Raw genomic sequence first — 13,707 nt, forward strand, 5'->3', positions numbered from 1 at the left:
GAATGTTGGAAGTGTGCTTTTCAGCACACCCCAACATTCAGTATAGAACCTTTTTTGATTAATATGCATAAAAATAGTCCTGACAAATTTACATATCATACAAAAATAAGAATTTGCAGCATTTCATGTTTACAAATAATACATAACGTTATATAATGATTGTATAATATTTAAGACACAATTACAAGGGGTGAGGATATGTTAAGAGTTTTGGGGTTAGGAGATAATGTGGTGGATAAATATATGCATACACATACTATGTATCCAGGTGGGAACGCATTAAATTTTGCAGTATATGCCAAAATGTTTGGAATTGAGGCTGGTTATTTGGGTGTGTTTGGTGATGATGAAGCTGCGATTCATGTATACAACACAGCCCATGAATTACGATTAGATCTTTCGCACTGCCGTTTTCATACAGGAGAGAATGGATATGCAGAGGTACGACTGGATGATGGTGATCGGGTGTTTATTGGCTCTAACAAGGGTGGTGTATCTAAAAAATACCCGTTGGGACTGACAAAAATGGACAGAGAGTATCTTGCAGGCTTTGATATTGTTCATACAAGTATCTTCAGCTATGTGGAAGACATGCTTCCTTTTGTCAGGGATGCAGCTGGATTTGTATCCATGGATTTTTCTGACTGTGTAGATGATGCATATTTAAGACGTTGTCTGCCTTTCATTGATTGCGCCAGCATTTCCTGCGGAGATATGTCAAGGAATGAAATACTAAACCAGATAGAACAAATTCGCGAATATGGCTGTCGTCATATAGTGATTGCAACAAGAGGTTCCAAAGGGGCTCTGGTTTCTGTAGATGGCACTCTGTATGAACAGTCCCCTTGCTTGGTAGCTGCAACGGATACTATGGGGGCAGGTGATTCTTTTATCACATGTTTTTTAATAAACTATGTGGATGCTATGAAAGATGCTAGGGATTTCCCAGTTGTTTCGGGGGATAGGGGAATCACTACCATTGTAGATTATCAGAAGCTGGTTGTAAAAACTAGCCTGTACCGGGCGGCCGTATATTCTGCTTGCAATTGCCAAAAGGAGGGGGCCTTTGGATTTGGCAAGGTGTTTTAGATACAATAATAACAATATTATTCATAGCAAAGGAGATGCTAAATAAAATGAAACAAATTTTAGAAAACCAGATAGCGGTTGCAAACTATCCATATGGAAAATACTCTTTTGAATATGCGTTGGATTCATTAGAACGAATTGGTGGCAAAAAGATGGAATTATATGCTTGTGACCCACATTTCCATATTGATGATCTTTCACCATCTGATATTTCAGCAGCCAAAAGAAAGATACGGGACCATCATTTGCAGGTAATTTGCGTTACGCCGGAACAGTGTATTTATCCTATAAATATTGCAAATAAAAATTTGGTTTCAAGGAACCGCAGCATACAGACTTATGTGAGGTGTCTGGAGATTGCTAATGAAATGGAGTGCTCTCTATGTCAATTTTTGTCTGGTTTTGGTTGTCTAGATGAAGAGGATGCAGATATTTGGAAGAGAAGTAGGGAAGCCCTTGAATATCTCGCGGATATTGCGGAAACATATGGCGTGGATATTGCCTTGGAAACTTCTCCTAAATCTTATACGTGTTTAACAAGCGCCAGGGAGACAATAAAAATGCTTTCGGAAATTAAATCCCCTCGGCTTTACGGAATGCTGGATACAGCAGTTTTGGGGTATAGCGGTGAAGAAGTAAAGGAAGTTATTGAAACTTTAGGAAAGAGTCTAAGGCATATACATTTTGCAGATGGAATACCCAACGGACATTTGGTTCTGGGAGAAGGTGATTTGGACTTGAGATATATGCTTCAAAGTATTAACGAAGCAGGATATGAGTATGCCATATCTCTTGAAATCATGAATGGAAAATATGTGGAAGACCCAGAACGCGCTATGAAAGTATCTTTTGAATGGTTAAGAAGAGAAATCAAAGAGCTGGCGTAAGTAAAATATATTAAGAAATACTTGTACTAATAATATAAAATATATTGTGAGGAGGATATGTAATGAATAGAAAATCGTTGGTAAGTATTTTGACCATAGTGATGACAGGAGCTGTTCTGAGTTTGAACGCATGTGGAGGTTCAAATACTTCTGAAGTCGGTGAAACCTCTAGCGTAGCTAAAAGTGACAAGGTTACTATTTCATTTTGGCACAAATATTGCCAGCCTGGTCAAGTGGAGGTTTTTGAACAAATCTGCAAAGACTATGAAGCAAACCATCCTAATGTAGAAATAAAGATAACAACAACAACAGATGACGATATAAAAACAAAATTACAGGTTGCATTAGGAAGTGCAGAACTTCCGGATGTTTATCAAACATGGTCTGGAGAATACTGTGAAAAATTTGCAAGGGGCGGTTATGCGTTGGATTTAAAGCCTTACCTTGACAATGATTCCCAATGGAAGGATTCTTTTTATCCGGCGTGTTATAGCGCGTTCACCTACGGAGAGGCCCAGTTTGCACTGCCTACAAGATTTGACAGTCAGGTATTTGTATATAAAAAATCTGTTTTTGAACAGTATGGCTTAAAAGAACCGAAGACGTGGGACGATTTAATGAAGATTTGTGAAACATTAAAGGAAAATGGAGTTATTCCATTTATACTTGGAGATGGCACAACGTGGGATGCGCCACATTGGTACGGCGCATTATGGCAGCGGTGTGTACCTGAAGATGTTCTGGAAGGTCAGGATTTTAATGTAAAGACAGTAACTCTAGATGATCCGGGTTATCTGAAAGGGTTAGACTATTTCAAGTATGTGTTGGATAAGGGGTATTTTAAAGAGAACTGTGTGTCGTTGGAACATAATATGGCTCTTGAAACTTTTTATGCTGGAGAGGGTGCAATGGCCTATGTGGAGGTAGTGGAGTTTAATGACGTATACAATGGACTCGATGGTGATTTTGGGTTCTTTGCAATGCCTGAGTTTACTGATGAAGCTGGAAATCAGGGAAAGATTTTTGGCGCACCTGAAGGAATGATTGTCAATGCGAAGAGTAATCATGTAGAAGAGTCTGTAGACTTCTTAAAATACCTGACATCTCTTGATATTCAGAAAAAACTTGTGAGTGAGGCAAAACATACCAGTTCAATTATTGGAGCTACAACAGAGGATAATGCCATACCGCAATTAGTTGATGTTATGGACATGATTATGAATTTTTCAGGTATGAGCAACTGGACTGACTGCGGTTTGGAGTCTAGCATTGTTGATGTAATGAGAGCGCAGGGACAAGAATTCTATGCAGGAAAAATAACGGCGGAGCAGTATATGCAGAAGATGCAGGAGGCTGCTGTGAGGGTAAGGGACAGTAATCAGTAATCGGTTTTAAATATGAACTAGCTTGCAGCTAATTCAAGCTAGTTCATATTTTAGGAGGTATAGGACATGAAAATAAACAGTAGGAAAGTCTTGCCATTCCTTTATCTTTTTCCAGCCATTTTAATCCTTGGGGTATTTGTTTATTACCCTATTATCGAAAATATCTATAACAGTTTTTTTGATTGGTCAGTTTTCAAACCGGACAGAGCCTTTGTGGGGTTGGAATATTATAAAGAGCTATTTCGTGATGAGATTTTTTGGATATGTCTAAAAAACAATGCCTTATATGCATTGGTTTCCTTAATTGGACAGGTGTTTTTTGGGCTGATTATAGCAGCAGTTCTGGAATCAAAAATGTTTAGGAAGCATTCGGGATTTTTTCGTACCACTTATTTCCTTCCGTCTGTAATGTCTTTTATTGTGGTTGGTTTGTTGTGGTATCTGATTTATAATCCGATTGTCGGGCCATTTAATAAGATAATTGCACTTCTTGGGATTAACACATCATCTTTAGATATCTTGGGTGACTCCAGATATGCAATCTGGGGTGTTATGTTTGCTTCTCAGTGGATGTATTTTGGATATATGGCAATGTTATTGATTGTAGGTATTCAAAAAATTCCGTCTGAGTTATACGAAGCAGCTGAAATTGATGGAGCTGGAGCCATAGATGGGTTTTTCCATGTAACAATTCCCAACATTAAGGAGATGATTTTGGTAGATTGTATTATATGCGTTGTGGGCTCGTTTAAACTATTTGATGAGGTTTATATCATGACGACAGGCGGTCCTGGTAATTCTTCGGAAGTACTTTCAACATATTTATATAGGACGGCATTTCATGCAAATCAAATGGGCTATGCAAGTAGCATTGCAATAACGCTTTTCATAATTACGTTTGCACTGGCATTGATTCAGATGAAGATTTCAAATACAGGAAAAGAATAGGGGGGATTGACTTGAATAGGAAGCAAAAAAGCTTGGTGTTGACGATTCTTGGATGGATATTTTTAGTATCCATGTCAGCCATTATTCTGCTACCCATGTTTTGGATTTTGATATCTGGATTCAAAACCAACAATGAGATCTTTACAAATACGTTTGCATTGCCTAAGGAATGGCGGGTTAGTAATTATATACTGGCTTGGAAATATGGAGTCGGTGATTATTTCTTAAACAGTATTTTTGTAACTGGAATTTCAACTGCTGCAACAGTATTGATATCATTATTAGCATCATTCGCATTAACCCACTCCAGGTTTAACTTTAAACTTCGTAATCCAGTACTGATTTTTATAATATCCGGATTAATGCTGGCACCCCAAGTGGCGCTTTTGCCATTATATGATTTGTTGTCAAAACTAAAAATATATGATACTTATTTTGCTATGGTAATACCATATTTAGCTTTCCGGATTTCCTTTACAGTATTTCTTATGAGAGCATATCTTTTAAGTATACCAAAGGAATTAGAAGATGCGGCGTATATTGATGGATGTAATTCTCTTAAAGTTTTGACAAGCATTGTAATGCCGTTAAGTAAACCGATTATTGCTACCAGTGCTTTACTTACTGGTATGTATTGTTGGAATGAATTTATGTTTGCACTGGTATTTACTTCTAGCAATAATCTACGGACCATTCCGTTAGGACTTATGAATATGAGAGGCACGCTGCGAACAGAATGGGGGATTTTAATCGCGGCATTAGCCCTTTCCGCACTGCCAATAATTATAGTTTTCATATTGTTGCAAAAACAATTTATACGAGGCCTAGTTGCTGGAGGCGTTAAAGGGTGATAGAATAAAGTTAGTCAATAACTCTGGGTCCGGATAATTAAAAGACTATACTTAAAAAAACAGATATTAGCAGGAGGAAGAAAAAATGCTTCCTCCTGTTTTGTATGGTACGAAACTCATATATCCGGAGCCGGGGCAGGTAAAACAAAAAGGGAGCGAAAAAAACATGGAATATAAAACTGCAGATTATCACGTCCACAGCACAATTTCCCCCGATGCCAAGGGTACCATGGAGGAAATGTGCAATGCAGCCATGGCTGCGGGTATAGAAGAGATCGCATTTACAGACCACTATGAGTTTTACGCAGGCGGGATAACCGGGAAATATTTTAACCGGGGATATCTTATCCGTTATTTTGAAGAACTGGATAAATGCAGGCAGATGTATGAAGGCCGGCTTATTATCCGCAGCGCTATGGAATTCGGGCAGCTTCACCTGGACCCGGAGAAGGCATCCGGCATTATAAAGAGCTGGCCCTTTGACTATCTCATTGGTTCCGTGCACAAGATTGATAACATTGACTTAAGTCAGATGGAGTTTCGGAAGGATACGGTGCAGCAGATTGCGGACGCTTATTACAGTCACCTGCTGAAGCTGGCACGGACAGGGGATTTTGACTGTATGGGACATTTGGATCTGTACAAGCGTCATTGCAGGAAAGCGGGACTTCCGGATGATTATGATAAATATGAGGACAGGATAGTTCAGGTATTGACCGCGCTCATTGAGAGGGGAAAGGGAATTGAGGTCAACACATCAGGGCTGAGGCAGGGAGCAGGGGAAACCATGCCTGGAATCAGATGCCTTAAGCTGTACAAAGAGCTTGGAGGCACTGTGATTACAGTTGGTTCTGATGCGCATCTCCCGGAAGATGTGGGAAGCGGTTTCATAGAAGCCCTCGGCCTCGTAAAAAAAGCGGGCTTTGACAGAATCGCCCGCTATGAAAAACGTATGTGTTTGTTCCAGCCTCTCTAAAAACGCTTCTCAAAGTGGCCGGTGACGTCTATATTGTTCTGGATGGCAATAAAAGCATTATGGTCAGCAGTGAGGACCAGTTGCCTTAATGGTTCTATCTCGTTTTTGGAAATGACAGTCATGTAGACATAGGTGGACTGGCCGGTATAGCCGCCGGAGGCATTCCAGATTGTGACACCACGGTGCAGGTTGTTAAGTATTATATTCTGGATGTCTGGATGCCGGGAGATGATTGTGACACAGGCTTTGATGTTCTGATAATGAATTTTATCTGTGGCTACCCCTGCAATGATGGCAAAGAGGGCAGAGTATGCGGCTGTGGCCAGATTGTACCGGAATGCGCAGAACAGATAAATCAGTACATTAATCAAAATAGATATCCTGCCTACGCTGAACCTGGGAAACCGCTTGGTACAGTAGATTCCAACTATATCCACACCGCCGCCTGAACCGCCGCAGGTCAGGGTCAGACCCACTCCAAAGCCGGATATGGCACCTCCCACAAGGACCGATGCAAGTGGATCTGTGAACACAGGAATCTCCGGCGATGGGATAAACGCAATGAAGAGGGACTGCAGGCATACACATACAATTGTCTTATAGAAAAAGCTATGGCTGATGAGTACATAGGATAACAGGAACAGGGGGATATTAAGCATCCAGAAAATGATTCCGGTCCAGTCGATTCCTCCGGGAAGCGGGATTTTGAGAATGTCCTGAAAGACCAGATGTATGATTTGGGCAATGCCTGTGAAACCTCCGCTGTAAAGCCCCAGAGGCCGCAGAAACACACAGAATGAAAATGCAAAAAGGAATACCCCCGCGGTGGCACCGGCCATGGATAAGAGAGTATTCCTTCCGGATAATTTAGACATAGTCCTACCTCCATAAAAAGGGCTTCCGGCAAAGCATCAGCAGCCGGAAGCCCTTTTGAATGTGAAAGATAATTAGTATTCCAGTTTCCACATGTATCTTCTCTGGGTCAAGGGATGATTCCTGAGGATTGCCAGCTGCTCTGCATAAACCCGCAGCACTGCGGTAATCAGCATCGGGTTGAAGTAATCTTTGACCGTGGATGGTATTACGGACCCTAATCCAAAATCCTTTGCATCAATCAGGGTGGTCTTGGCCTGGAAACGGTTCAGGAAGTCCAGGGCTCTGGAATCCAATGCTCTGGTACTGCCGTCGTTCATCAGCAGAAGGAAGGGCACATCCTTATCTACGATTTCAAATGGACCATGGAAAAATTCGCCGTCATGGAAGGAGCCTGAATTGATCCACTGCATTTCCATCAGAAGGCATATGGAGAAGGAATAGGCCACCATATGGGTAGCTCCGGAGCTCATAACGTAAATAACAGGAGCATCCTTGTAGTTTTCTGCAAATTTTTTTGCGGAAGGGACTACGAAGGAAACTGCGTCTTCTATTAAGTCAAAGATTTTACCAAAACCGGTCATCATATCTTGGTAATGTTCATACCCTTCATACTGATTGAGAATTTCAGCTGCCAGCTGCAGACAGAAGGTCATTTTTTCCAGTTTGGCCGCATAATTCTTCTCAAATCCGTGAAGTACCACATAGTGTGCGCTGTTAGCCAGTGGTGAACCGGGGGTATGTGTGATGGCTATTACCTTAGCGCCCATATTCATGGCTTTTTTGGAGGCTTCCACTGTCTCGGGGGTATTGCCGCCAAGGGAGCAGGTAATGATTATACTTTCTTTGCCCACGCACGCAGGGGTGGCATGTACAAATTCATTGGCCGTGTACAGACTGGTCCTCAGCTTTTTTGCATTGCCCTCTAAGAAGTACTTGGCCGGATAAAGCTCTGCCTGGGATGCGCCGCATCCTACAAAGATGACTGAGGTGATTTCCGGGCGCTCTGCTTTGATTTCCTCGATAATTTTTTTTAGTTCCATAAAAATAGGGCCTCCTTTGAGAGATATGTAGTTTTTATTTGTCTTATAAATACATTATATAACGTTATATAAAAATAGTCAATAAGAATATAACATAATGTTCTATTACATTATAATAGTTTGCAGTATCTGGATGTAATAGAAGGGAGGAAAAAAAATAAAAATATCCCCAGGAAATACCGGTATATTTCATCCGTATCTCCTGGGGAGAAATCTTCTTTATTTCACAAAGTATTCAGGATATTGTCTCCGTCCTGAGATATTCTTTTAGTTTGTCCATATATTCCTGTGAAATACTTTCGCAGGCCAGCTTTAACACGGCATTCTCCAGCATCAGGCGCATGAACCGGGATTCTCCAATCAGTTCATAGTCAATCTTTGCGATACAACTTCCTCTTTGGGGCTGGATCTCCACCAAACCTACTTTGCTCAGTTCAATGAGGGCTTCACGTACCGGAGTGCGGGAGAGATGCAGAATGAAAAACATGGAAGAGATCCTGACTTGCAGGTTCTTTCCATGTTTTTTGTATTTTTAATAAGTAAAACTGCATAAAAGAGGTGTTATAATCATGTGCATTTTCACAATTTACAACCAACGTAGGATGTAGTATATTTATCTCATAAAACATAGGATGTTGGATGTTGGTTCTAATAGAAGTATATCAGGAGGATAATTCATGAAAGTAGCATTGGTTTACACAAGCACAACACCGGAGTTGATTGAATTAGTAGAAAAGGAAGTGGGGGATGTCCTTCCCCGGGAGACTGAGGTGGCCAGTTACCAGGATCCTTCCATCCTGGCAGAGGTCAGGGACGCAGGTTATGTGACGGCTCCTCCGGCAGCCAGGCTGGTGGGCATGTATATGACAGCTGTTTCGGAAGGAGCGGACGCTATTTTAAATCTTTGTTCTTCCGTAGGCGAGGTGGCGGACGCTGCCCAGGATATCGCCAGATACACGGGAATCCCCATTGTGCGTGTGGATGAGGAGATGTGCCGGGAGGCAGTAAGGCAGGGAAAAAGAATCGGGGTTATGGCAACCCTTCCCACCACACTGAATCCCACAAAGAACACTATTTTAAGGGTTGCCAGGGAGATGAACCGTCAGGTGGAGCTGGTGGACGCGCTGGTGGATGGCGGCTTCGGCCTGGACCAGGAACAGTTTAAGGCCCTTATGAGTGAATACGCGGGAACCATTGCGGACAAGGTGGATGTAATTCTCTTTGCCCAGGGATCCATGGCCTACTGTGAGGAGTATATTCATGAAAAGTATGGTAAAGTAGTATTATCCAGTCCGAGATTCGGCGCTGCTGCACTAAAGGACGCTCTTGTTAAGAAGGGACTAATGTAATATACGGGATTCCTTGGGATGTATTGCTTAGAATATATTGCTTAGAATCTATTACTTAGAATGTATTACTTGAAATGTACTGCGTTAGAACATATCGCGCACAGGCAGCGAAAGCACAGAGGCCGGGTGCACGCAACGAAGGGAGAGGGAAGTATGTTTAAAAGGTTAAAAAAGGCGGCGGCAGTCATATGCGCTGCGGCCATGGTTTTGTCCATGACGGCCTGCGGTTCTGCCGGAGATAAGAAGGTAGTGCTTCATTTTACCCATACACAGAGTCCGGGGTCCATCAGCGACCTGACTGCCCAGGAGTTTAAGAAGCTGGTGGAGGAGCGGAGTGACGGAAGGATTGAAGTCAGCATTTATTCCAACTGCGGACTGTCCGGAGGAGACCTGACAAAGGCCATCGAGCTGGTACAGGCCGGCAACATTGACATCCACTCCTGCGCACCGCCAAACATTGCCAATTATGATAAGAAGTTTTATTCCTTCTGGCTGCCGTTCCTGTTCCCTAATTCAGATGATCTGCTGGCGTTCTGCCACAGCGATAAGGTGCATGAGGTGGTAAACGGCTGGTGCAATGACCTGGAGATGGAAATGCTGGGCATCAATAACGCCGGTTCCAGACAGATATCCAACAGCAAGAAGGAGATCACAAAGCCTGAGGACCTGAAGGGCATGAATATCCGTGTGCCGGGCGCCAATATTTTCATTGACCTGTACAGGAATTACTTTGGGGCAAATCCCACTGCCATGGATTTCTCAGAGGTGTACACCTCCCTTCAGCAGAAGACCATAGACGGGCAGGAGAACCCAATCGCGGTTTTTGACTCTTCTAAATTTGCAGAGGTACAGCAGTATGTTACCCTGTGGGACGGGGTAAGGGATACCACCATCTGGGTCATGAGCCGCAAGACCATGAACAAGCTGTCCCCTGAGGACCAGGAGCTGGTAAAGGAGTGCGCGGCAGAAGCCCTGGACTGGGGAAATGATTATCTGGCTGACAACGAGGCTGTGATTATCCAGAAGCTGAAGGACGGAGGCACCGTTATCACAGAGCTGACAGAGGAGCAGAAGGCGGAGTTCCAGAAGGCCTGCGCCGGAATCTATGATGATTATGCAAAATCTGTGGGACAGGATGTAATCGACTTGTTTACCGGCGGTTATAAGAATTAGGAGGGGCGTTATGAAGGAAAAAGGATTGTTAAAGGACTTCTGGGAGAATTTTGAGGAATATCTCTGTTCAGCCGCATTGCTTGTTATGACCTTTGTCACATTTATGAATGTGTTCTCAAGAAAGATTACATGGTTCAACATGTCATTTACTCAGGAACTGGTGACCACCATGTTTGTGTGGGTCTGCTGCCTGGCCGCGGCCAGTGTGTTTAAGACAGATTCCCACATGGGCTTTAATTACCTGACTGATAAATTCACCGGAACTAAACGTAAGGTTTACCGTATCTGCAGGCTCCTTTTATGCTCTGCCAACTATGGAATCTGGATTATATGGGGAGCACAGATGGTTTACAGGCAGTATCACTATCATCTGCTTACAGGCGTTCTGGAGATGCCTCAGTGGACCATCGGAATTGCCATTCCATTGTCAGCGGTTTTTTCCATAGCCCGTATGGTACAGTATGAGATCAGATTAGCAAAGGAGGGAAATTAATATGTCGGCAGCGATTCTATTTGGTTCCATGGCAGTGATGATTGGATTCGGCATTCCCATTGCCATTGTGCTGGGCGTGTCCAGCGCACTGACCCTGATATTTTCAGGCGCCCCTCTGGGCGTTATTCCTTCCATGATGCAGGCCACTGTACAGAAATTTTCCCTTCTGACCATTCCGCTTTTCGTTCTTGCAGGCGCAATCATGGACAAGGGAGGCATTTCCAAACGCCTTATCAACCTGGCGGACAGCATCATCGGACCGGTTCACGGCGGACTGGGGTATGTGGCAGTGGTGGCAGCCCTGTTCTTTGCGGCCATCTCCGGTTCCGGCACAGCAACCGTTGCAGCCATGGGATCCATCCTGATTCCGGCCATGGTGGCCCAGGGATATGACGCAGGATTTTCCAGCGCCCTTTCCGCTATATCGGGCTCCCTGGGAACGGTTATTCCTCCCAGTATTACATTCATTATCTATGGCATGATTACAGGGGAATCCATTGGAGACCTGTTCCTGTCAGGTATTGTACCCGGACTTATATTCGGCTTCATGCTCTGTATTATGGTGTTCATTAAGTCCAAGAAGAACGGATGGAAGGGGGAAACCCAGAGGGCATCCTTAAAGGAAATCGGCAGGCTGTTCCTGGATACAATATGGGGACTTTTAAGCCCGGTCATTGTACTGGGAGGCATTTATTCGGGACTTTTTACACCTACGGAGGCAGCGGCGGTTGCCGTTGTTTACAGCCTGATAGTGGGAATTTTCATCTATAAGGAGCTGCGCCTGGCGGAGCTTAAGGAGACACTGTTTTCCACTGCCAAGACAACGGGCATGATTCTTCTCATCATCATGAATGCAGGCATTTTCTCCTGGGTACTGACTCAGCAGGGGATTGCTGCTTCCCTTACGGAAATGGCCCTGGCCCTTACAGATAACAAGTATATCATGCTGGTTATCATCAACATTGTATTCCTGTGCGCAGGCTGCGTTATGGATAATACAAGCGCCCTCTATATCCTGGTTCCCATCATCATGCCTATCGCAAAGGCCCTGGATATTAACATGATTCAGCTGGGCGTCATCCTGGTATTGAACCTGTCCATTGGCCAGGTAACGCCGCCGGTAGGACCCAATCTGTATGTTGCGGCTGATATCGGAAAGGTTAAGTTTGAGGAAATATGCCGAAAGATGGTGCCGTTACTGCTTATGTCCCTTCTGGCCCTGCTGTGCATTACATATATACCGGCATTGTCCCTGTGCCTGATTCCTTCCTAGCCTGGGAACAGAAGATTGCGCTGAACCAACATATGATGTATACTTATGGATAAGTGGACTGCCACGCCAGGCCCCTGACGGGTCTGGTTGAGCGGAGGCGGTAAGCACTGCACATAGGCGGCCAAAGCAGGGCTGCCAGGTGTATGCAGCAAAGGAGGTTCAGCATGGAAAAGACCAGTTTTTTAAAAGAACCTGTCGGAGGACAGTCAGTTGTTAATAAGATTGTAGACAACATTACCAATGCTATCATAAATGGAGAGCTAAACCCAGGGGACAAAATCCCTACAGAAGCAGAATTGTCGGAGTCAATGGGGGCCGGAAGAAATTCGGTCCGGGAAGCCATCAAGGTGTTAGAGGCATATGGCGTGGTACATATCAAGCGGGCAGAGGGCACCTTTGTGAGTCAGGAATATGACAGCAGGATGATTTATCCGGTGCTTTACGGTATCATACTGCAGAAGGATTCCACCAGCCAGATTGTGGAGCTGAGAAAGGTGATTGATGTGGGCCTCCTCCAGCTGGCTGTGGATAAACTGAGGTCCAAATCCCTGGAGCAGACTCAGATGGAAGCCATTGAGAAGGCCATGGAGGAGCTGGAGTACCAGGCCCATATGGATAAGCCCCAGGCGCGCAGCCTGTATGAGGCGGATGTACAGTTCCATATGGCCATTGTGGGAATCACGGAAAATGTGATGCTCCAGTCCATCTGCAACTATGTGGACAAAATCACCCGCCGTTCCCGTATGGTGACCATAGACCGGATATTCCTGGACGGGGAAGTGGAAAACTTCCTGGACCTGCACCGCAGAATCGTGAAGCTTCTGCAGGACAGGGATTCGGCCGGCATCTATGCGATTGTAGAGGAACATTACCAGTACTGGGCAAAAGTAAAAGATGAATAGCAAGGTGGTTGCTGCATGATGACCGGAACAGGACAGATGATATGTCTGAAGCCAATGATGCGGCAGCCCCTTTATTTTTTTGAGAGAATGGAGCGTTTTTATGATATATAGAACGAAAAATGAGCTGGAAAGAACGCCGATCGAAGGCTGTATGGGCGGAAATGGAACCGTCTGGATGGAGAAGCTTCTCACAGGCCAGGAGGAAATGATGGGAAAGGGGAGAGCGTATGTGCGCCATACGCTGAATCCGGGAGTTTCAATCGGCATCCATACCCATGAGGGGGAAATGGAAACCATGGTTATTGTAAGAGGAAAAGCCGTTCACACTATAAACGGACAGGACCAGTATCTGGAGGAAGGGGACATCATCGCAGCCCAGCCCGGGGACAGCCATGGGATTGCACAGACAGGGGATGAACCTCTGGTGCTGATTGCACAGGTGCTGTTTGCGTAAATGCAGAAATT

Annotated in this window: 15 protein-coding genes; 12 read left to right on the plus strand and 3 right to left on the minus strand. The window is 44.1% G+C overall.

Translation table 11 applies throughout. The features are described 5' to 3' along the window. Nucleotides 1-198: 198 nt before the first annotated feature. The 6 genes from LI015_RS23035 (at nt 199) to LI015_RS23060 (ending at nt 6,136) form a co-directional block, all read left to right on the plus strand. Nucleotides 199-1,089: a PfkB family carbohydrate kinase gene (locus LI015_RS23035; protein ID WP_118017220.1), complete on the plus strand. Its 891-nt coding sequence runs from the start codon at nt 199-201 to the stop codon at nt 1,087-1,089. A gap of 47 nt (nt 1,090-1,136) precedes the next feature. Beyond that, nucleotides 1,137-1,976, plus strand: a complete 840-nt coding sequence (locus tag LI015_RS23040) for a sugar phosphate isomerase/epimerase family protein (protein ID WP_118017222.1) — start codon at nt 1,137-1,139, stop codon at nt 1,974-1,976. Between the two features lie 62 nt (nt 1,977-2,038). Further along, on the plus strand, nt 2,039-3,361 hold the full coding sequence (locus tag LI015_RS23045; protein ID WP_227126462.1) for an ABC transporter substrate-binding protein: 1,323 nt from the start codon (nt 2,039-2,041) through the stop codon (nt 3,359-3,361). 66 nt (nt 3,362-3,427) lie between these two features. Continuing rightward, complete coding sequence (locus LI015_RS23050; protein WP_118017226.1) at nt 3,428-4,309, plus strand: carbohydrate ABC transporter permease; 882 nt, start codon at nt 3,428-3,430, stop codon at nt 4,307-4,309. 11 nt (nt 4,310-4,320) lie between these two features. Continuing rightward, the gene (locus LI015_RS23055) at nt 4,321-5,160 is read left to right on the plus strand and encodes a carbohydrate ABC transporter permease (protein ID WP_207660726.1); all 840 of its coding nucleotides are present in this window, start codon (nt 4,321-4,323) and stop codon (nt 5,158-5,160) included. 166 nt (nt 5,161-5,326) lie between these two features. After that, a complete protein-coding gene (locus tag LI015_RS23060; RefSeq protein ID WP_119204373.1) occupies nt 5,327-6,136 on the plus strand; it encodes a histidinol-phosphatase HisJ family protein in 810 nt (269 codons plus the stop codon). On the opposite strand, the gene LI015_RS23065 is transcribed toward LI015_RS23060, so the two are convergent. The 3 genes from LI015_RS23065 to LI015_RS23075 all read right to left on the minus strand — a co-directional run bounded on the left by LI015_RS23065 (nt 6,133) and on the right by LI015_RS23075 (nt 8,539). Beyond that, nucleotides 6,133-7,011 (minus strand): YitT family protein, encoded by an 879-nt coding sequence (locus LI015_RS23065; protein ID WP_002568413.1) that lies wholly within the window; start codon nt 7,009-7,011, stop codon nt 6,133-6,135. The genes LI015_RS23060 and LI015_RS23065 overlap by 4 nt on opposite strands. 72 nt (nt 7,012-7,083) lie before the next feature. Further along, nucleotides 7,084-8,052: an SIS domain-containing protein gene (locus LI015_RS23070; RefSeq protein ID WP_227126463.1), complete on the minus strand. Its 969-nt coding sequence runs from the start codon at nt 8,050-8,052 to the stop codon at nt 7,084-7,086. A gap of 235 nt (nt 8,053-8,287) precedes the next feature. After that, on the minus strand, nt 8,288-8,539 hold the full coding sequence (locus LI015_RS23075) for a GntR family transcriptional regulator (RefSeq protein ID WP_227126464.1): 252 nt from the start codon (nt 8,537-8,539) through the stop codon (nt 8,288-8,290). A 190-nt stretch (nt 8,540-8,729) separates the two neighbouring features. Between LI015_RS23075 and LI015_RS23080 the strand changes: the two genes are divergently transcribed. From LI015_RS23080 to LI015_RS23105, 6 genes are all read left to right on the plus strand, one after another. Next, on the plus strand, nt 8,730-9,401 hold the full coding sequence (locus LI015_RS23080; protein WP_002568410.1) for an aspartate/glutamate racemase family protein: 672 nt from the start codon (nt 8,730-8,732) through the stop codon (nt 9,399-9,401). A 153-nt stretch (nt 9,402-9,554) separates the two neighbouring features. Next, on the plus strand, nt 9,555-10,574 hold the full coding sequence (locus LI015_RS23085; protein ID WP_002568409.1) for a DctP family TRAP transporter solute-binding subunit: 1,020 nt from the start codon (nt 9,555-9,557) through the stop codon (nt 10,572-10,574). A 10-nt stretch (nt 10,575-10,584) separates the two neighbouring features. Beyond that, nucleotides 10,585-11,067 (plus strand): TRAP transporter small permease, encoded by a 483-nt coding sequence (locus LI015_RS23090; RefSeq protein ID WP_002568408.1) that lies wholly within the window; start codon nt 10,585-10,587, stop codon nt 11,065-11,067. A 1-nt stretch (nt 11,068) separates the two neighbouring features. Further along, on the plus strand, nt 11,069-12,340 hold the full coding sequence (locus LI015_RS23095; protein ID WP_002577375.1) for a TRAP transporter large permease: 1,272 nt from the start codon (nt 11,069-11,071) through the stop codon (nt 12,338-12,340). A gap of 164 nt (nt 12,341-12,504) precedes the next feature. After that, nucleotides 12,505-13,242, plus strand: coding sequence for a FadR/GntR family transcriptional regulator (locus LI015_RS23100; RefSeq protein ID WP_002568406.1), 738 nt, complete (start codon nt 12,505-12,507; stop codon nt 13,240-13,242). A gap of 100 nt (nt 13,243-13,342) precedes the next feature. After that, on the plus strand, nt 13,343-13,696 hold the full coding sequence (locus tag LI015_RS23105) for a cupin domain-containing protein (protein ID WP_117625691.1): 354 nt from the start codon (nt 13,343-13,345) through the stop codon (nt 13,694-13,696). Nucleotides 13,697-13,707: the final 11 nt, after the last annotated feature.

This window comes from Enterocloster sp. 210928-DFI.2.20 (assembly GCF_020554465.1).
Taxonomy (GTDB): Bacteria; Bacillota; Clostridia; order Lachnospirales; family Lachnospiraceae; genus Enterocloster; species Enterocloster bolteae.

Bases quoted from the DNA above. Each gene is read 5' to 3' on its own strand.
- LI015_RS23035 (WP_118017220.1), top strand. From the start codon at position 199: ATGTTAAGAGTTTTGGGGTTAGGAGATAATGTGGTGGATAAATATATG.
- LI015_RS23040 (WP_118017222.1), top strand. From the start codon at position 1,137: ATGAAACAAATTTTAGAAAACCAGATAGCGGTTGCAAACTATCCATAT.
- LI015_RS23045 (WP_227126462.1), top strand. From the start codon at position 2,039: ATGAATAGAAAATCGTTGGTAAGTATTTTGACCATAGTGATGACAGGA.
- LI015_RS23050 (WP_118017226.1), top strand. From the start codon at position 3,428: ATGAAAATAAACAGTAGGAAAGTCTTGCCATTCCTTTATCTTTTTCCA.
- LI015_RS23060 (WP_119204373.1), top strand. From the start codon at position 5,327: ATGGAATATAAAACTGCAGATTATCACGTCCACAGCACAATTTCCCCC.
- LI015_RS23065 (WP_002568413.1), bottom strand. From the start codon at position 7,011: ATGTCTAAATTATCCGGAAGGAATACTCTCTTATCCATGGCCGGTGCC.
- LI015_RS23070 (WP_227126463.1), bottom strand. From the start codon at position 8,052: ATGGAACTAAAAAAAATTATCGAGGAAATCAAAGCAGAGCGCCCGGAA.
- LI015_RS23075 (WP_227126464.1), bottom strand. From the start codon at position 8,539: ATGTTTTTCATTCTGCATCTCTCCCGCACTCCGGTACGTGAAGCCCTC.
- LI015_RS23080 (WP_002568410.1), top strand. From the start codon at position 8,730: ATGAAAGTAGCATTGGTTTACACAAGCACAACACCGGAGTTGATTGAA.
- LI015_RS23085 (WP_002568409.1), top strand. From the start codon at position 9,555: ATGTTTAAAAGGTTAAAAAAGGCGGCGGCAGTCATATGCGCTGCGGCC.
- LI015_RS23090 (WP_002568408.1), top strand. From the start codon at position 10,585: ATGAAGGAAAAAGGATTGTTAAAGGACTTCTGGGAGAATTTTGAGGAA.
- LI015_RS23095 (WP_002577375.1), top strand. From the start codon at position 11,069: ATGTCGGCAGCGATTCTATTTGGTTCCATGGCAGTGATGATTGGATTC.
- LI015_RS23100 (WP_002568406.1), top strand. From the start codon at position 12,505: ATGGAAAAGACCAGTTTTTTAAAAGAACCTGTCGGAGGACAGTCAGTT.
- LI015_RS23105 (WP_117625691.1), top strand. From the start codon at position 13,343: ATGATATATAGAACGAAAAATGAGCTGGAAAGAACGCCGATCGAAGGC.